The sequence below is a fragment of the Arthrobacter sp. P1_D4 genome, from assembly GCF_056406115.1.
Window position 1 is genome coordinate 157707 of sequence record NZ_JBFUAU010000003.1, and the last position, 18225, is coordinate 175931.

The 18225-nt window shown below is 67.2% G+C and carries 17 protein-coding genes and 1 riboswitch; of the genes, 7 read left to right on the plus strand and 10 right to left on the minus strand.

Features of this window, described 5'->3' with window-relative positions:
* Nucleotides 1-27 precede the first annotated feature (27 nt).
* Both AC1D0A_RS05000 and AC1D0A_RS05005 read right to left on the minus strand, forming a co-directional pair.
* Complete coding sequence (locus tag AC1D0A_RS05000; protein ID WP_476945298.1) at nucleotides 28-1068, minus strand: Gfo/Idh/MocA family protein; 1041 nt, start codon at nucleotides 1066-1068, stop codon at nucleotides 28-30.
* Nucleotides 1069-1173: 105 nt separating this feature from the next.
* Nucleotides 1174-1869 (minus strand): maleylpyruvate isomerase family mycothiol-dependent enzyme, encoded by a 696-nt coding sequence (locus AC1D0A_RS05005; RefSeq protein WP_243177291.1) that lies wholly within the window; start codon nucleotides 1867-1869, stop codon nucleotides 1174-1176.
* Between the two features lie 345 nt (nucleotides 1870-2214).
* On the opposite strand from AC1D0A_RS05005, the gene AC1D0A_RS05010 reads away from it, so the two are divergent.
* The 4 genes from AC1D0A_RS05010 (at nucleotide 2215) to AC1D0A_RS05025 (ending at nucleotide 8440) form a co-directional block, all read left to right on the plus strand.
* Complete coding sequence (locus AC1D0A_RS05010; protein ID WP_476945299.1) at nucleotides 2215-5781, plus strand: choice-of-anchor D domain-containing protein; 3567 nt, start codon at nucleotides 2215-2217, stop codon at nucleotides 5779-5781.
* Nucleotides 5782-5970: 189 nt separating this feature from the next.
* Complete coding sequence (locus tag AC1D0A_RS05015; protein ID WP_476943462.1) at nucleotides 5971-6441, plus strand: nuclear transport factor 2 family protein; 471 nt, start codon at nucleotides 5971-5973, stop codon at nucleotides 6439-6441.
* A gap of 186 nt (nucleotides 6442-6627) precedes the next feature.
* On the plus strand, nucleotides 6628-7599 hold the full coding sequence (locus AC1D0A_RS05020; RefSeq protein ID WP_243177294.1) for a dienelactone hydrolase family protein: 972 nt from the start codon (nucleotides 6628-6630) through the stop codon (nucleotides 7597-7599).
* Nucleotides 7600-7642: 43 nt separating this feature from the next.
* Entirely contained in the window at nucleotides 7643-8440 is a 798-nt protein-coding gene (locus tag AC1D0A_RS05025; RefSeq protein WP_243177295.1) for a glycoside hydrolase family 16 protein, read from the plus strand.
* Nucleotides 8441-8449: 9 nt separating this feature from the next.
* Here AC1D0A_RS05025 and AC1D0A_RS05030 read toward each other — a convergent pair whose 3' ends face one another.
* Nucleotides 8450-8788: a hypothetical protein gene (locus AC1D0A_RS05030; RefSeq protein ID WP_243177296.1), complete on the minus strand. Its 339-nt coding sequence runs from the start codon at nucleotides 8786-8788 to the stop codon at nucleotides 8450-8452.
* A gap of 305 nt (nucleotides 8789-9093) precedes the next feature.
* Here AC1D0A_RS05030 and AC1D0A_RS05035 point away from each other — a divergent pair, with 305 nt between their 5' ends.
* Entirely contained in the window at nucleotides 9094-9747 is a 654-nt protein-coding gene (locus tag AC1D0A_RS05035) for an aspartate/glutamate racemase family protein (protein ID WP_476943463.1), read from the plus strand.
* A gap of 91 nt (nucleotides 9748-9838) precedes the next feature.
* On the opposite strand, the gene AC1D0A_RS05040 is transcribed toward AC1D0A_RS05035, so the two are convergent.
* The 3 genes from AC1D0A_RS05040 to AC1D0A_RS05050 form a co-directional block, all read right to left on the minus strand.
* Nucleotides 9839-10942 (minus strand): glycoside hydrolase family 16 protein, encoded by a 1104-nt coding sequence (locus AC1D0A_RS05040; RefSeq protein WP_476945300.1) that lies wholly within the window; start codon nucleotides 10940-10942, stop codon nucleotides 9839-9841.
* 268 nt (nucleotides 10943-11210) lie between these two features.
* Nucleotides 11211-12008 (minus strand): esterase/lipase family protein, encoded by a 798-nt coding sequence (locus tag AC1D0A_RS05045; RefSeq protein ID WP_476945331.1) that lies wholly within the window; start codon nucleotides 12006-12008, stop codon nucleotides 11211-11213.
* 350 nt (nucleotides 12009-12358) lie between these two features.
* Entirely contained in the window at nucleotides 12359-12964 is a 606-nt protein-coding gene (locus AC1D0A_RS05050) for a hypothetical protein (protein ID WP_243177299.1), read from the minus strand.
* A 125-nt stretch (nucleotides 12965-13089) separates the two neighbouring features.
* On the opposite strand from AC1D0A_RS05050, the gene AC1D0A_RS05055 reads away from it, so the two are divergent.
* Nucleotides 13090-13794 carry a DNA alkylation repair protein gene (locus AC1D0A_RS05055; RefSeq protein ID WP_476945301.1) on the plus strand — a complete coding sequence of 235 codons (705 nt, stop codon included), beginning with the start codon at nucleotides 13090-13092 and terminating at the stop codon, nucleotides 13792-13794.
* Between the two features lie 58 nt (nucleotides 13795-13852).
* Here AC1D0A_RS05055 and AC1D0A_RS05060 read toward each other — a convergent pair whose 3' ends face one another.
* Together AC1D0A_RS05060 and AC1D0A_RS05065 are read right to left on the minus strand one after the other, a co-directional pair.
* The gene (locus AC1D0A_RS05060; RefSeq protein WP_476945302.1) at nucleotides 13853-15058 is read right to left on the minus strand and encodes a cation:proton antiporter; all 1206 of its coding nucleotides are present in this window, start codon (nucleotides 15056-15058) and stop codon (nucleotides 13853-13855) included.
* Nucleotides 15055-15303, minus strand: a complete 249-nt coding sequence (locus tag AC1D0A_RS05065; protein ID WP_223916806.1) for a hypothetical protein — start codon at nucleotides 15301-15303, stop codon at nucleotides 15055-15057. Before AC1D0A_RS05065 ends, AC1D0A_RS05060 begins: the two co-directional genes overlap by 4 nt.
* A gap of 202 nt (nucleotides 15304-15505) precedes the next feature.
* A riboswitch (cyclic di-AMP (ydaO/yuaA leader) is annotated at nucleotides 15506-15708 on the plus strand.
* Between the two features lie 7 nt (nucleotides 15709-15715).
* Between AC1D0A_RS05065 and AC1D0A_RS05070 the strand changes: the two genes are divergently transcribed.
* Nucleotides 15716-16402, plus strand: a complete 687-nt coding sequence (locus AC1D0A_RS05070) for a hypothetical protein (protein WP_476945303.1) — start codon at nucleotides 15716-15718, stop codon at nucleotides 16400-16402.
* Between the two features lie 145 nt (nucleotides 16403-16547).
* Here the strand turns inward: AC1D0A_RS05070 and AC1D0A_RS05075 are convergent, their stop codons facing one another.
* Complete coding sequence (locus AC1D0A_RS05075) at nucleotides 16548-17555, minus strand: sensor histidine kinase (RefSeq protein WP_476945304.1); 1008 nt, start codon at nucleotides 17553-17555, stop codon at nucleotides 16548-16550.
* Complete coding sequence (locus tag AC1D0A_RS05080; protein ID WP_476945305.1) at nucleotides 17548-18225, minus strand: response regulator transcription factor; 678 nt, start codon at nucleotides 18223-18225, stop codon at nucleotides 17548-17550. The genes AC1D0A_RS05075 and AC1D0A_RS05080 overlap by 8 nt, the downstream gene beginning before the upstream one ends.

The following is an 18225-nucleotide window of genomic DNA, read 5'->3' on the forward strand; positions in this document are numbered from 1 at the left end:
GAAACTGGGGCCGCCCCAGCACCGGTACTAGGCGCGCCCGTGGTCCTTGTCGTCGCTGGCGTACGCGAGGCCGATCTGGCGCCGAACTTCGTCCATGGCCTCCATGACCTGAACGCTCTGCCGGGGCGGCAGGATGTCGGTGGCCATGGAGCCGGCCGCAATGAGCCGCTCCATTTCCTGCGCCTGGTATTGCATGCCGCGGCCGGTGACGGGTTCATCGAATCGCTCGACGACGTTTCCGTCGGCGTCGTATCTGGTGAAGGCCGACGGCGTGTACCAGACTGACGGGATCTCGATCCGGCCTTCGGTTCCGATGATCGAGGCCTGGTTTGGTCCTGCCGTGTCCAGCGCGCAGTGCAGCACGGCCTGCTGCCCGCCACCGTATTCGAAGATCATCGCGGTCTGCCGGTCAACTCCGGTTTCAGTCATGCTGGCCGCTGCCCGAATCCCGGTCGGCGCCCCGAAGACGTCGAAGGCGAAGGAGACGGGGTAGATGCCCAGGTCCAGGAGCGCTCCGCCGCCCAGCGCCGGGTCGTTGAGGCGGTGCGTCGGATCCTTGGGCAGATTCTGGTTGTGGTCAGCGATCACTGTGCGGACCTCGCCCAGGGCGCCGGACCGAATCAGCTCACGGATGCGGACCATGTGCGGAAGGTAGCGGGTCCACATGGCCTCAAGGGCGATCAGCCCTTTCGTCTCGGCGAGCTCCACGATCTCATGGGCCTGCCAGGCGTTCATGGCGAAGGGCTTTTCGATCAGCACGTGTTTACCGGCGTCAAGGGCCAACAGCGCATTCTCGTGGTGGAACGGGTGCGGCGTCGAAACGTAGACAACGTCGACGTCCGGGTCGGCCACGAGGTCGGCGTAGCTTCCATGGGACGTGGGGATCTGAAACCGGGCCGCGAACTCGGTCGCGGATGCCATGGTCCTGGAGCCGACGGCCTGGACCACCGAGCCGTTGTCGATCAGGTCCGGCGTTTGCAGCCCGGCGATGAACCCGGTGCCGAGAATTCCCCATCTGGCCCGGGGCGTGGAGAGACCTGCGGTGCCGGGTGTGGCCTGCTCTGACATGCGTTTGGGTTCCCTTCGACCATGCGGTCACGAAAGCATCGTGCGGCTCGTGGAGCGTCCACGGCTTCGCGGGACGTGTTCGTATCCTAATCCCGATGCCGGAACTCACGGTGTGAGCGGACCCCGAAGCACACGCAGGGCCGCGGCGGCGTCACCTTCAATGACGGCGTTCTCTGCCAGGTTGGATCGACCCCAAAGACCCAGATACATGACCGGCACTGGGGCGGAAATCAAGGCCACGGCGGCACCAGGTCCCAGTGTCCAGCTGGCGGCCCCTGGCACCTGGAAGGTCACAGCTTTGTCCGGGGGCGCCATCCGGTCCAGCCGCAGCTGCCGCGGCGCGAACATCGCCAGGACCTCGTCGACACCGTCGAGCATGAAGTTGTCGGCCAGCGCGGGGATCTCCAGGCCAAGCGCCTGGCAGGCGTCGACCAGGTGGATGGCATGTTCGTGGGCCTGTCGCCGAAGCCAGAACCGGGCGGTGCGCGGCGGCGGGCCAAAGGTCCAGCATTCGCTCTCGGGATCAAGGCCCGTCATTGTCTCGAGGAAGGGTGCGGTGCCCGCCAGAAACCAGGCCGCGGCGCCCTCGGCCGGCGGTGCAGGTTCCTGGACAAAGCTGCCCGTCCGGACCACCCCGGCTGCCCACCTCTCGATTGAGCCGAGATGCCCGAAGAGCTGCTCGAGCGTCCAGGCGGGGCACGCCGGAACGGCGCCGGCAAGCGTGCCCCGCGGCTGCCGGGCGAGCGTGCCGAGGTGGTCCAGGGAGTGGGCCAGTTCGGCAAGGAATCGATCGGGCGACATGGGGGGAGCCTAACGCGACGCCGGGGCAGTCCGCGGCCCGGGCCGGAATGCTGGGGCGATTCCGCGGCCCGGGCCGGAATGCTGGGGCGATTCCGCGGCCCGGCAAGTAGTCACTCGGGCGCGCCCGCCGACGGTGCAAGTAGCACTCGGAAGAAAACGGGAATCGCCGTCGAAAAGTCGAGTAGCCTCCACTCGCGCGCTCATCACACCCCGCTTCTAGGCTCCAAAGTACTGGGTTAATAAAGTCAATGTAGTGGTCAGAAACGGGTCTCAGCCATGCATGATCAAACAGAATCTTGGGTGTCGTCCGGCCAATTCCAAAAAGGCCGACTGCGCGGTGGACATATGGGTGGGGCACCGCATCTCCGGCGGCAGCAGGCGGCCGGGATCCACGCCACTGAGCCCCGACGACGCGGGTGGTCCCGCGGCGCGTGGGCGTCCCTGCTGACGGCGACGCTCGCCCTCGCCGGGCTGTCCGTCGGTGGGACCGCCGTCGCGGACGTGGGGACCATCGCCCACGATTCGTTGAGGACCGGATGGGACCAGGACGAGGCCGGACTCTCGCCGTCGGCTGTCGCATCCTCAAATTTCGGCAAACTGTTCTCCGCAAAAGTGGACGGGCAGGTCTACGCCCAGCCTCTCGTGGTTGGCACGACCGTGATTGCCGCGACGGAAAACAATGCCGTCTACGGTCTGGACAGCGCGACGGGTGCGGCCAAGTGGTCGCGCAAACTCGGACCGTCGTGGCCGGCGTCGACGGTGCGCTGCAGTGACCTCACGCCCAACATCGGAATCACGTCCACCCCCGTTTACGACCCGGCTACGAAGAGTGTCTTCCTGCTGTCGAAGGCCAACGACGGGGCGACGGCCCAGCTCCCGCACTGGTACATGCATTCCCTCGATGTGGCCACCGGGGTGGAGAAGCCCGGCTTCCCCGTCGTCATCGATGGCGCGCCGACGAACGACCCCAGCCGCCCGTTCAATGCCATGACCGCGATGCAGCGCCCCGGGCTGCTGCTCATGAACGGGGTCGTGTATGCGGGATTTGCCAGCCATTGCGACTACACGCCCTTCGTCGGCTACGTCGTCGGCGTATCTACCGCGGGCCGGCAGACCACAATGTGGGCGACCGAATCCGGCAACGCCAATGCGGAGGGTGGGATCTGGCAATCCGGCGGAGGACTCGTGTCCGACGGTCCCGGTCAAATCCTGTTCACCACGGGAAACGGAATTTCACCCAATCCTGGCCCGGGATCGAAGCCGCCCACCACCTTGGCGGAGGCGGTGGTCCGGCTCCGGGTCGGCAGTGACGGCAACCTGAAAGCCACCGACTTCTTCAGCCCGGCCGACAACGCGAAACTGAACCGCAACGACGCCGATCTGGGGTCCGGCGCTCCCGTCGGGATCCCGGACGGCTATGGCACCGCAGCGCACCCGCACCTGATGGCCCAAATCGGCAAAGACGGCCACATGTACCTTCTGGACCGGGACAACCTGGGCGGCATGGCGCAGGGGCCTGGCGGAACCGACGCCGTCCTGGACAAGGCCGGTCCGTACAGCGGAGTGTGGGGAAAGCCCGCGTTTCTCGGGACAAGCAACGGTGGCTACCTCTATGTCGTCGAAAACAACGGGTACCTTCGCGCCTTCAAGATCGTCCCAGGCGCTTCGGGCGGGGTCAGCCTCGCCGCCGTCGGGACCTCCGCCGGCACGTTCGGGTTCAGCTCCGGTTCGCCGGTGGTGACGTCCTCCGGCAAGGACGGGTCCTCCGCCCTGGTCTGGGTGGTTTATGTCAGCGGAGGCACCGGAGCCGGCGCCGAACTGCGCGCCTACCGCGCGATACCGGACAACACCGGGAACCTCAAGGAAGTGTTCAGCGCCCCCCTGGGCATAGGGGCCAAGTTCTCCGCGGTGGCCACTGATAAGGGCCGCGTCTACGTGGGCACCCGGGACGGGCAGGTCTTGGGTTTCGGCGCCCCGACAACATCAGCGGTAGGGGCAAAGAACACCGACCTCGGCAACGTCGCGGTGGGGAAGACCGTGACCGGGAACGTGACGATCACCGCGTCACGGGCGGTAACGGTGAGCTCCATCACAACAAGCGCCCCGTTCAAGATCGGAACCACGCTCACGCTGCCCCGGAACCTGGCCAAGGGCGCAAGCATGACGGTACCCGTGAGCTTCTCGCCGACCGTTCCAGGCCAGGCGGACGGCACCCTGACGGTCAAAACGGCCGACGGCGAAACCGACCTCCTCGGCGTCCACGGCGTCGGCACGAAGGAGGGCCTGGGCGCGACTCCGGCCACGGTGCAGTTCACCGACGTCCCGACAAAAACGATCAGCCGGCAGACCGTCAACATCGTCAACACCGGCACAACCGTCGCCAGGATCACCGGGGTCACGCTGCCGGCCAACGCACAGCTCCGCGTCGACCCCGCCACGGTGCCGGGCGTGGGGCAGACCATCCAGCCCCTCGCGTCGGTGGCAGTGTCCATGACGTTCAGTCCCACGTCAACGAGTCCCGTGACCGACACGCTCGTCGTCACCAGTGACCGCGGGTCGGTAACCGTGAAGGTGACCGCGACCGCCGTCTCGGGCGCGGCGCACCTGCAGATGCCACGCACTCTGGACTTTGGTGACGTCCCCGTGGGGACCTCCGCCACCAGGGCATTCCAGATCACCAACACCGGTAACGTACCCATGACGATCACCAAGGCGAAAGCGCCGTTGGGGGTCTTTTCAACTACCACCCCCATTGCCGAGGGATTGAAGATTCCTGCGGGCGAATCCGCCTTCCAGAGCGTAACTTTCACGCCGACGGCCTTTGGGCAGGCGGGAACTTCGGAAACCTACTACCTGATCACGGCGGACGACGGCCAGGGTGCGTTGAAGGTGATGCTCACCGGGAAGGGCACCGACGACCCCATCGCCGCCTACGCGTGGAAAATCGGTGCGGGCGACCCGCGGTCGAACCTTGGCCGGTCGCTGACTTTGGAGTATCCCGTTGCCGGAGGGAAGTGCCAGGACTATGTGAAGGGTGTGATCTGCTGGTCCCCGGCGACCGGGGCACATTCGGTACGTGGAGAGGTTTACAAACGCTACAAGGCTGCGGGCGCTGCCGCGGGCGTGCTCGGCTTCCCGACGACCGACGAGAAGGGCTCGACGGACGGAGTGGGAAGGTACAACCACTTCTCCGGGGCGGGCGGGTCCTCGATTTACTGGACCCCGACGACCGGGGCCCACTTTGTCCTCGGTGCGATCCGGGCCAAATGGACGGCGCTGGGCGCGGAGACAGGGGCCCTGGGCTATCCGATCACGGATGAGAAGCGCAGTCCGGACGGGGTGGGGCGGTACAGCGACTTTTCCGGTTCGGGCGGGTCCTCGATTTACTGGTCGAAATCGACCCAGGCACACGCAATTGTAGGTGCGATCCGGGCCAAGTGGGCGGCAGTGGGCGCGGAGACGGGCCTGGGTTATCCGACCACAGACGAAAGAGGCTCCTCTGACGGCGTGGGGAGGTACCAGCACTTTTCCGGCGGAGGTGGAAACTCGATTTTCTGGTCGCCGAAGACCGGGGCGCACTATGTGCTCGGTGCGATCCGGGCCAAGTGGGCGGCCGTGGGCTGGGAGACGGGCCTGGGCTACCCGACCACAGACGAGAGGGGCGCCGCTGATGGCGTGGGGCAGTACCAGCACTTTTCCGGCGGAGGTGGAAACTCGATTTTCTGGTCGCCGAAGTCAGGGGCGCACTATGTGCTGGGTGCGATCCGGGCGAGGTGGGCCTCCCTCGGCTGGGAGAGGAGCCGGCTGGGCTATCCGACCCGGGACGAGTATGCCGTTTCTGTCGGCCGGGCCTCGGACTTTCAACGCGGCCGCCTGACATGGAATTCGAGCACCTACAAGGTTACTGGCTAGCGGTGCCCGCGTCAGTTCAGGAATTCCCGGACCGATTGGCGCCTGGACCTCACCGGTCTGGGCCCGATCGGTCCGGACCTGTGCGGCCAGACCTAGTCGGTCTGGAACCGGGCGACGGCGGAGGCGTAGATTGACGATGCGGGCTGGCCGGATCCCGGCCCTAGTGGGGGCCCGTTAATGGGGCTGTGCATGAAACAGAGCACGAGCTCCGCCACACCGAGGAGTGATCACGTCAGCCAATATATCCAACGCCTGCTTGCTGCGTTCAATGACCACGACCTTGAGGCAGCGGCCGCGTTGTTCCATGAGTCGTACCAAAGCGTGCAGCCGGTCCACCCGGGCAGGGCATTTGTGGGACGGGCGCAGATGCACGCGAACTGGGCAGCGATGTTCGCTGGCGTTCCCGATTTTCACGCAGAAGTGCTCCGCTCCGTGGACGACGGTAATACCACGTGGAGTGAATGGACCTGGGCCGGCACCCGGACTGATGGGCGGCCCTTCGACATGCGCGGGGTGACGATCTTCGAGATCGAGGACGGCCTCATTACGAGCGGAAGACTCTACATGCAAGAGATCGAACGAGGGGATGAGGGCATCGCAGAGGCAGTCCAGACGCTGTCGGGGCGCCGGCCTGCCCGGCCCCCGGAACCCGAGGACTGAAATGGCTGGCCTCAGGCGGCTGGGAGAAGGCTGCGCGCGCGTTTGACCGTTGTGGCCTCGTGCCGGGGCTGCGTCGAGGCGTCGTCGTCATTGTTGGCAAGTGGCGCCGTCGGGCCGGCCTGTGCAGGCCCCTTGCCGGACATCTGACTTCGGAGGAGGATGATCGGCACACTGAGGAGGCCCGCCATGACCCAGCTTGGCAAGTTTGAGAAGTACCTGATTGAGGAATTCTTCGACGACTACCGCTCCGGCGCCATGAGCCAGCACACGTTCACGCGCCGGGTGGCGTTCATCACCGGCAGCATGGCGGCGGCCTCGGCAGCGATGCTCTTGGTGGGCTGCACGCCCGAGGAGGTTCCCCGCAGTACCGACCCCATGCCGACGCCGACTTCGTCCGCGCCGGGGTCCGGCACCGCGTCCGCGGGCGCGGTGCCGGGGGCCAAGAGCCCGTTGTCGGTCCCGGAGGGCGCGGCCGGACTCACGACGGCGACCGTGCAATTCGCCTCGGGCGGCACCGACATCAGCGGCTATCTCGCACGGCCCGACCATGGGGCCGCCGGGCCGGCCGTGCTGGTCTGCCACGAGAACCGCGGGCTGACACCGCATATCCAGGATGTGGCGCGCCGCTTCGCCAAAGCCGGATACGCCGCACTGGCCCTGGACCTGCTGAGCAGGGAAGGCGGTACCGCAGGTATGGATCCGGACGCTGTCCCGGGAGCACTGACCCAGGCCGGGGCGCAGCGTCACGTTTCCGACTTCACGGCCGGCTTTGACTACCTGAACGCCCAGGACTTCGTTGATCACGGGCGGATCGCCATGAACGGCTTCTGCTTCGGTGGCGGCATCACGTGGCAGTCGGCGACGGCGATCCCGGGCCTGTTGGCGACCTCGGCGTTCTACGGACCCGCGCCTGACCTGGACAAGGTCCCGGCCATCAAGGCGGCCGTCTTCGGCGTCTACGCCGAACTTGACCAGCGGATCACCGGCGCCATGCCGGCGCTCCGGGATGCCTTGGCCAAAACTGATGTCCGGAACGAGCTCAAGATCTATCCCGGCGTGGACCACGCCTTCCACAATGACACCGGGCCGCGCTACAACCAGGAGCAGGCCACGGCCGCATGGAACGACACGCTCGCCTGGTTTGGCAATTACGTGTAAGGGCGGGGCCGCCGGAGACACCTCTCGACCGGATGGAGACGCGATGTTCGCAAACCGCAGGACCGCGGCGTTGGGCGCTGCAGGCGCCTTGGCCCTTGCCGGGTGTGGTGCCGCACCAGCGTCCAGGGAGCGGGCGCCGGCGATAGACCGTGCGGCCGCCGTGACCCCCGGGACGCAGGCCGCCGTCTCCGACGGGACGCAGGCCGCCGTCGGCCACGGCTGGGGACCGGTGGTGGCGGGCGACGAATTTAATTATGCAGGGCCGCCTGACCCCGCGAAATGGACTGTCTACGCGGGCCCTGGGCACGCGGGCAAGGGGATCCGGAGTCCGGATGCGCTGGGTGTAGGCGGCGGGGTCTTGACTGTCAGCGGCGACGCCGCGGGCACCACTGGCGGCATGTCCGCCAGGTTTGCCCAGCAGCGGTACGGCCGCTGGGAGGCCAGGATGAAAATTGGACAGCGGGATCTGCAATATCACCCTGTCCTGATCCTGTGGCCGAACAACAACATCTCGTCCACGTGCGCCGAGATTGACTACGCAGAGGGGAGCGTTAACACCGCCCAAATCAAGTTCTTCCTGCACTACGCCTGCGGTGGCCCGAACTTCCAGACCACCGCGGCCAAGACGATCGACACGACGCAATGGCACAACTATGCAGTCGAGTGGACCCCCGCCGGAATTACCGGATACCTCGATGGGTCCTTGTGGTTTGTGGACACGAACCCGACGCATCAGCCCACGGTAGGCATGCACCAAACGGTGCAACTGGACTGGTTTCCCAACGGGACGCCCACCAAACCCAGCCAGATGCAGGTCGACTGGATCCGCGTTTACAAGTAAGCGTTGCGCTTACTCGCCCGAGGCAAATTCCGGCCGGAACGGGCCGCCAGCCTCCGACGCCCCTTCGCGGTGCCCGTCCAATGCCTTCAACGCCGCAAGGTGCTCCAGCAGGGCCCGTTCCGGATGTCCGGGATGGGCAGCCAGCTGCTGGCGCAGCAGTTCCCGTGCGCGGGCTTGTTCCGGGGCGCTGTCGTCGAGGACGGCGTCAATGATTCTGGCGGCCTGATGTCGGATTCCGGCGGCAGATGCGGCATGTTCCGCACCGGATACCAGGTTCTCGGGATCCTGTTCTTCGAGGCGTCCTGGAGTGGACGACGGCTCCACCGACATGGCTGTTCCTTTGGTCATCGTTCCGGCTGAGTCCGGAACCGGCCTGCCGCCTTCCCCCAATCCCCGGGTACTGTACCCGGGTCCTAAGACGGGCCACCGTGACAAACGTACAACGACGCCGGGCCGCCAACCCCACACGGAAGCGAAGTTTTCGCCAAGTTTCATGCACAAGGCGCCGTGCCGCTGCCCGCGGAATGCTAACGGCGGCCGGCGCCACGGGGCGTATCCGCTGCAGCGCTTGTGTTGGTCATCTGCCCGAAAAGACGCGGAAATACTCGCCGGGTAGCCTCGAACCAACGAATCCGTTCGAAAGGTAGTACGCCATGCGTGTTGGACTGATCCGGGTGATGACGACGTCGGACCGACGCCTGCTCCACGCCCACGGGAAACTCCTCCAGGAAGCATTCGGATTTACCGTCACATCCCGCTGTATTCCGGACCAGCCGTCCGGCGTCTACGACCAGGCGTCGCTCGAATCTGCGGCCCCCAAGGTTGTCCGGCTGGCGAGGGTCATGGCGGGGGATGCTGACGCCCTGATTATCAGCTGCGCCTCCGACCCCGGGCTGGCCGCCACCCGGGCAGCCGTGGATATCCCGGTCATCGGGGCGGGCTCCGCAGCCGCGGCCGCGGCTCTGACCTTCGGCGGCCGGATTGGAGTTTTGGGTCTCGGCGCACACGTACCGGGCCCGATCTCGGATGCACTGGGCGAACGCATGCTGCTCATTGACGGGCAGGGAAGGATCGAAACACCCGACGCGTTCCTCATGCCTGCCGGGATTTTCGACGCCCTCGCCGCGGCCCACATGCTGGTTGACGCCGGCGCCGACATGATCGTCCAGGCCAGCACGGGCCTGAGCAGCATCGGCATGGCGGACGTGCTCCGCCGCCGGCTCGGGGTTCCGGTGATCGACGCCGTGACGGCGGCCGGGTCAATGCTGGTCTCAGCGGTAGCCGCCCGGGAACTTCAAGGGGTTTGAGTCCTGCCGCCTGTAGCGGCGCGTCCTCGGCCAACACCAAGGCAGCCCCGCGCCGCAATACGGCGCGGGGCTGCCTGGCGATTTGCCGGTCCTACTTGTAGACGCGGACCCAGTCGACCTGCATCTGTGAAGGCTTGGTGGCCGACCCGTCGGGGAACCAGTCCAGCTGCAGTGTCTGGTGCATGCCCACGGAGGGCAGGTGCGCGGGGTTCGTGTCGGAGAAGGTCTTCACGCCGTCGATGTAACCGGTGATGCCGGCCGGGGTCCACTCGACTGCATAGTTGTGCCATTGCGTCGTGTCGATCGTCTTGGCCGCCGTGGTCTGGAAGTTCGAGCCGCCGCAGGCATAGTGCAGGAAGAACTTGATCTGTGCGGTGTTGGTGCTGCCCTCGGCGTAGTCGATCTCGGCACAGTTGGGGGAGGTGTTGTTGTTGGGCCACAGGATCAGCACGGGGTGGTACTCCGGGTCCCGGGCGTTGGTCCGCATGCGCGTCTCCCACTTGCCGTATTTCTGCTGGGCAAATTTGGCCGACATGCCGCCCGTGGTGCCGGCCGAGTCGCCGCTGACCGTGGCCACGCCATTGGCAACCGACCAGGCCTGCGGGCTCCTGACACCGTTGCCGGCATGTCCGGATCCCTTGAAGACGCTCCACTTGGTGGAGTCGGGGGCGCCGGCCTTGGAGAACTCGTCGCCCGCGACAACCGCACCCCAGCCCCGTGCCGTGGCGGCCTGGGCAGCGACGGGCGCCGTTACCGCCGTCGGCGCCGGAGCGGCTGCCGCTTGGGCGCCAGCTGCCGGAGCAACAGGCGCGGCGGCCCGTGCAGGTGCCCCAAGGGCTCCGGAAGCCGCATCGGCTCCGGGAGCCGCAGGTGGGCCGGCGGTACCGGTGGCAGGCTTGGGGGCCGAGGGGACCGCCGGCTTCGGCGCTGCGGCCACCGGGGCCGTGGCCTTCGCGGCAGGATGCGCGGCCTGGGTTGCCGCCGAGGACGTGGAGTCCGCAGCGGAATGCGCGGCCCCGGTGGCCGGTGAAACTGCTGCGGCGCCCGTCGCGGGTCCGGCGCTGCAGCCGGTCAGGGACAGTGCGCCCAGGCTCAGAGCAATCGCTACTTTGTTCAGCTGTGGTGCCGTGGAGCGTGCCTTCGGCCGTGCATCTTTGAACGTTGATTTATTGAACAGCGGTGTTTTATTGAACAACGGACCCCTCCGGGCTTTCGTGGCTGGCACGCACAACCGACGCTGCCAGGGCGGCGGATAATGCGGGAAGTTTCATCCGGCCCCTGCCGCAAGGCAGGGGCGAGCAGACGCCGAACGGCGCAACGGGGCCCTGCAAAGGGGCGGTCCGGGGCCCTGCATTCGGGCCGGGCCTCGCGGCCAGCGGCCAACGTTACCGGACCGTTACCTCGGCCCGCAAACCTCCCGGATGCATGACGTTCCGCACGCCGCCTCCGCCCGGGGTGCCGCGCTACACGCAGCTGGGCTGATATGCCGGGTTGCCCGGGCGGCCGGCCGGCTGACGAAGAGCGTCGGACACGAGACGCTGGGTGACGGGGTCGTTGGGCGCCTGGTCATGGTCAATCACGTCTGCCGGGCACTTGTCCTGGATGGTGATATTGGTGACCTGCTGGGCCGGGCCGGCGAGGAACTGGCTGGGGTAGGGCGTCACCACCTCGTCGTGCGTTGTGGAGATCACCGTGTAGGCCGGACCGGGAACCGTGTCGCCAATGGAGTTGAGCTCGGTGAGGAACGGAGAACCAGCCTGCTGGTCGGCGCAGGCCTGGCAATTCGACCCTCCCACTGAGGTGGCCGGCGGAACGGCGTCCGGTGTCGGCGTGATGAGCCCGCGGGTTCCGTGGTTGGACGGGGCGATGCCCACAAGGTGGTTCACCTTGTCCGCGCCTCCAAGGAATCCGAGGTAGTAGCGCGGCATCATGCCGCCCTGGCTGTGGCCCACGAGATTAACTTTCCTGGCACCCGTCGAGGCCAGTACCTTCTCGACAAACGGGGCGAGCTGACGGGCTGAGTCTGCCACCGGGCCGGTGGCGTCGACGCCGTTGGTCGCACCGTAGTTCAGCGCGAAAACGCAGTAGCCCTGGCTCTTTAGCGCCGGCGACATCGTCGCCCAGTTCTTCGCCATGTTCTCGAAGGTTCCCGGCACCAGGACCACCGGGTAGGGGTGGGCTGCCGAGGGCTTGCAGGACCAGTCATTCGCGCCGGGCGGCGAAACGTCAATGGTGTCGGCCTGGGCCGCCGGCACACCCATCAGGGATGCGCCAAGCAGCGCCAAGGTCGCAGCTGCCAGCGTTGCGAATGCTGCGGGCGTTTTCGGGCATGGCACGGATTACCTCTTCGGTTGGACGCGTCATCTGTGACGGTCTGTGGGAATGGAAGTGAGGTAGGGATCAGCCCCCGTTGTGATCCGACTCACGTCTCTCAATTCACGCTAGGGAAGGTGCTCCGCGGATCGCTCCAACATGCACGTTTGTGCATGCATTTTTCGACGGCAATGGTAAATGGTGACAGTTGGGGTCGCGTGGGGAGACTGCTGCACAGTTGTGCAGGTACGGGCATGCCGCCCGCCGTCGCCTCCGGCCACCTCACTCTCCGGTCACCTCACTCTCCGGGCGGGAAATCGTAGGAGGCGTGGATCGTCGCCGGCGCGGTGCCGTAGGACAGGACGATCTCGTCGTGCGCCTTGAACGGGAGGTCCCGGATCCCGGCGTCGAACTTCCGGCCGTTCACGTAAACGGTCCAGCCTTCCAGTGAACCCCCACCGGTGCCGGGGGCGCCGGTGCCACCGAGGACGCCCCACTCCGTCAGGAGCTGCCCGAGGGTGAAGGCCTGGCCGGCGGTGGGTGACTCGATGTGGACCACGCCCGTGGTGTCGTGGGTGTGCAGTGCTGAGATGCCGTTGGCCCTGTGGTCAGCTCCGGCGGTGATGCCGATATTTGCCGGCACCGCGATGGGCTTGCCTTCCTTCAGCACGTCCAGATGTGCGTGATAGTGGTCCACGTTGCCCTCCGCCGTCAGCACCGTGAGGCCGGCCTGGGTGATCCGGCCGGGCGCCCCCGTGATGTCTAAAGCAAAATCAGGGGCCGGCGCCGCGGATGCCGCAGGTGACTCAGGCGACGGTGCGGTAGATGGCGCAGGGGCGGCGCACCCTGCCACCCCCAGCGTCATGGCGGAAAGTGCGATGGCGAGTGTCAGCTTGGTGTGCATGGTTGCGTAAACCGCTTTCGATCGGAGGCTTGCCAGTTCAGTCTAGGCAGATGGTCCGGGCCCGCCGCCCAGGACGGCTTGGCACCGCGTTTCCGCCGGGAGCCGCGAGGGGAAAGAATGGGCAGGTGAGTGATGCCGGCGAATTCATCGACCTCTCGCTGCAGCGCGAAGCTTCCGGGCGCCGCGCTGAGCAGCTTCAGGCGCGGCTGGAAACGGAGCCGGCGGGCAGCGGCCTCCGGTTCTACGGCACGTCCGTGGGCGCCGTGCGCGGCACGGTCCGGGATGCCGGCCGCCGCTATCCCGGGCTGTCCCGCGATGAGGTCACTTTGCTGAGTTCCGAACTGTGGGGCTCCGGGCCCGGAGGCTCCGGCCGGGGGCCTGCGCCGGTTTTCGAGCGCCGGCTGGCCGCCGTGGTCCTGCTCCAGGCCAACGTGAAGCTGCTGACCAACTCCGACCTCACCCGGCTGGAGGGCTTCATCCGGCAGGCGCGGGTGCGGGACCTTGTGGATCCGCTCGCCGTCGACGTCGTCGGACCCCTGGTGGACGGACTCGATGTTCTGGCCAGGGTGCGGGCCGACAGCGTGCTGGACCGGTGGGTGCGCGAGCCCGATGCCTGGCTGCGCCGGGCCGCGCTTCTCTCGCCGTTGCTGGCGCTGCGCGCGGGCGCGGGGGACTGGGGCAGGTTCGTCCGGCACGCCAACGCGGTGCTCGGCGAACCGGGCGGCATGTTCGACGCCGACGGCACGGCTGTCCGGGATGCCGTCTCCCGGGTCCTGGCAGAGATGGCAAAGCGGAGGCCGGAGCTGCAATTCACATCCGTTGGAGAATGACGATCCGAACCTTCGCCGCCGGCTCGGCTTTGGTCCGGGCATGTAGACCTTCGGACTGTCAGGCCGTCGGACCCCCCGGATCGCCCTGCTCGACGGCGCTGCCGGAATTTCCGGACTTGCCGCCAGCATTTGCCGGGACCGCGAAAGTCCTCGCCGCCCGTGACCCGGCGACTGCGCTCGCGGCTATGGTGACAAGCGCTCCCACCAGCAGGGCCGCGGCCTCGCCTGGGAGCAGGACCTGAAGCTGCGTGCCGATGCTCGCCGCAGCCACCGGTACGCCAAGCTGCGCCGCTGACAACACCGCCAGCGACAGCGGGAGTCCCAGGAAAGCCAGGTCGGCGTGCGCCAGCAGGGCCCCGGCCCCCAGCAACAGGCCGAGGGCCATCATGTCCGGGTGCCCGGCCAGGTCCTTGAGCGTCAGCGATGCACCCAGCCACACGAAGAAGAGCGGACCCAGGAAGCCGTCGCTGAGCGCGAACAGTTGCCGGGCCAGCCGCCGCGGTTCGCCGACCGCAGCCATCACCAGGCCGAAAGAAAAGCCTGCCATCATCACAGACACATTGCTCCACGTCGCGACACCGGCCAGGGTGAAGAGCACGGCCAGCTGGATCCGTAGCTCCAGGGCAAACTTGCGGCTTTCCGAGAGCCGGTGCACGCGCCGACGGATTCCCTGGCGCTCCAGCCAGCGCAAGCCGACAAAGAGCACTACCGCGCACCCGGTCACCGCGAGGACACCCAGCGCCGCCTGGACTGCGTGGGGCGGATCCACCAGGAGCGGCAACGCCACAATGCAGGCTGTGTCGGCAATTGCCACCTGCGCTGTCATAGCGACGACATCTGGCCCGCCGAGGCGCAGGGAATCGACGATTGGAAGCACCAGGGCTGCCGACGAGGACGCCAGCAGCACGACGTAGAGGGGAGCATGTCCAGTCCCGAACAGCAGTCCGATGCCGGTTCCGACCACCACCGCTGCCGCTGCGGCCACCATCGCCCGGCGGGAGCCTTTGCCGAGGGCGCCACGGATGTGCGGATCCCGCACGGGAACGTGGGTGCCTGCCACGAACATCATCAGCGCAAACCCGATATTGGCCAGCAGGGTGAACGTCGGGTCCGCGGGGTCCACCAGGGCCAGCCCTGAGCGCCCGATCGCGATGCCGGCCAGCAGCTCACCCAGCATGACAGGCAAGTGCCAGCGCGCCGGCAGGGCCAGCAGGGGGCCAGCCAGGGCGATGACGGCGATCAGCGCCAGGGACAGGAAGGTCACGGTTCGCGGCGGCCGGCCGGCGCCGGGCCTGACCGCCGTTCCACCACCGCGTAGGCCTTGCCGTCCAGGAAGGCCCAGTCGTTGACAACCATGTACCCGAGCGCGTCCACCCGGTCATTGAGGATGTGCTCGTCGAAACCCCCGTCGCGCGGTTCCGCGTCCCAGGTGCTCACGTGGACGTCCCCGCCGTCGAGGATCAGCAGCTCGGTGTTGACGTCGAAATCCTCTTGGGGCTGAGTGCTCAACTGGCAGATGGCGACACAATGGCTGTTCATTTTCGGGCCTCCGCTTCCGGTGGTGCTGATGGCATCATCCTATGTTCGGAAACGGCGCCGCCCTATGGGCAAAATTGCGGCCCGGCATCATGGCTCCGTTACCTGAATGTGACTTTCGGGTGCGGTTCGCGCTACGGTTAATGAGTGCCTGTTGTCTCCGATACGGGCGCTCCCCAGCCGATTGCCTAACTCTGCCGCGGCCCGGGGGTAACTCGCATCAACGTCCGGCAGAGACGGGGAAACCACTTTTGACCTGCTGATATGCAGGTCTTGGGGTGAAGCCGCACAGTGCCCGCAACGACGGGCCCGGGAGTGCGGCCGGGTGCCTCCCATCCGAATCCGACAGCTCACCTCGCAGGCATTGGGAGAGGCTACATTTTTCATGACTTCAGTCAATACTTTTGCGCGCCATGCCGCCGTCCTCGCCGCCGCATCCGGCCTGGTCCTGACCAGCGGAATGGCGGCCAACGCCGCCACCGCCCCCGTGCAGCGTGACTCTGCTCCGGCGTCGAACGTCGACATCGCCGGACAGGTCAGTGCCCCCGTCAGTGCCGATTCAAACGTCAAGATCAGCTTCGATCGCCCCGCAGTGGATTCTGTTGCCGCGCCGGTCATCGAACAGCCCGTCGCGCCGGCTCCGGCTCCCACTGCAGCCCCGGCGGCGGCGGCCAAGGCTCCGGCCAAGCCGGTCATCCAGGTGCAGGCCGCTCCGGCAGCAGCTCCGGCAGCAGCGCCGGCCGCGGCGCCCGCGGGCGGACGCAACGCCATCATGCTCTCGGCCGCCTACAGCCAGGTGGGCATCACCCAGGACTGCACTGCCATGGTGGAAAAGGCCCTTGGCGCCGCGGGTAAGCCCGTTGGCGACATCGGTCCCCGCGCGTTCCTTGGCCTTGGAACCGTTGTAGCGACGCCGCAGCCCGGTGACATGGTGGTCCAGTCCGGCCACGTCGGCATCTACGCCGGCAACGGCCAGGTGGTCAGTGGCGGCATGAACGGCAAGAACCAGACCATGGTCCACCCGCTGTCCTGGCTCACCGCGACCGGCGGCGTGACGTTCGTCCGCGCCTAAGCCGCACGGCCCCGACCCGGGGCCAGACAGTCCGGAAAGACCGGCGGTCGAGTTCCCTTGGGGGCAACTCGACCGCCGGTCTTTCCTGTCTCCGCATTCGGGGGTCCGGGATCCCGATGGCATAGCTTTCCCCGGCGCAGGGTCCTCAGGGATTCCCGCTGCCCATGAGCGGAAGCGTCAATTTCATGACGGTTCCCTCGCCGCCCGTCGCGGCCACCTCGACGGTGCCCCCGGCCGCGACGGCAATCTCCCGGACCAGGGCCAGGCCGATGCCAAAGCTCCGCTGTCCCTGTGAGGTGCCGGTGCCGGCCGTCCGCACGAACCGGTCAAAGATCCGGGCCTGATCGACGCCGGTGATTCCGGTCCCGGAGTCCGCCACCGTGATCACGGCGCGCTTCTGCTCGATTGAGGTCGTGATGGACACGCGGCCGCCCGCAGGCGTGTGGGCCAGCGCGTTGTCCGCCAGGGCCAGCACGGCACGCCGCAGCGCATTCGTCTCGATCCGGGCCAGCGGCCGGGCAGCGGCAGAGAATTCCAGGCGCACCTGCCGCTGCTCTGCCACCTGCTGGAGGCTGCCGGCGACGCTGGCGGCAGCGTCGGCGAGGTCGGCAGGGGGCGCGGAGCGGTCCGGGGCCTCCGCGGTTGCCGCGAGGAGCAGTTCGTTGACAATCCCTGTCAGCGTCGCGGCGTCCTCCCGGATCCGGGCCAGGTCGTGGCTTTGCCTGGAGCCGGGCACAGTGTTGCGCTGGGCCAGCTGGATCCTGGTGTCCAGGATGGTCAATGGCGTGCGCAATTCGTGGCTGGCGTCCTGGACGAAACGCCGCTCCCTTGCCAGGGCATCACTGAGGGGACGAATCGCGCTGCGCGCGCTGAGCCACCCGACGATGCCGGCCAGCAGGATTCCCGCTACCCCGGCGATGATCATGGCTTCGAGGACATCCTTGGAATCCAGGTAGGTGTAGGCCGTCCCGGCCGTCGCCGAGCCCGGCACTTCAGGATGGGCCAGTTGGTTCGTGAGGTACAGTGCCGTGGCGGCGAGCAGCCCGAGAACCATGACCGCGCACGCAGCACTGATCCGCACCGCGACCTTGAGGGAAGCCTTGCGCAGGATGGAGTGGTCCGGATTTCCGCCGGCCGGCCAGCCGTCACTCATGGGCTTCGCCGATCTGGTATCCGAGGCCGTGCACCGTGCGGATCACGGCTTTGGAGATCTTCCGGCGCAGGTGATGAACATAGGTATCGATCACGCCGGGCTGTTCCGAGGCGTGGAAGCACGCCGCGAGGAGCTCATCCCGGGTGAAGACGCGGTCCGGTTCCGCAGCAAGGGCTGCCAGCAGCTGGCCTTCCTTTGCGGTCAGTGACACCGTTTGCCCGTAGACGGAACGGACGGAGCGCTGCGTTGGATCCAGTTCCCAGTCCCCGATCGCCACCGGTGCCGGGGCCGGGGGAGTGAAAGTCCGCGTCAGTGCGCGCAGGCGTGCTGCCAGTTCGCCGGCATCGAACGGCTTGGTCACGTAATCGTTGGCGCCGGCGTCCAGGCCCCTGACTTTTTCGTCGGCATCGCCCAGCGCGGTCAGGATCAGGATGGGCGTGGCAATGCCTTTCGACCGCAAAGCCGTGATGAGGGCGATGCCGTCCATGGCGGGCAGCCCGCGGTCCACCACCATGACGTCCCAGCTCCCGGTCAGCCCGTGGTGGAGGCCGTCGCGGCCGTTGGTGACCAACTGGATCCGGTAGTCCGGGTCCAGGAGCTCGGCGATGAGCGGTCCCAGGACGGCGTCGTCCTCGACGAGCAGCAGGGACGGAAGGTCAGTGGAGGTCAT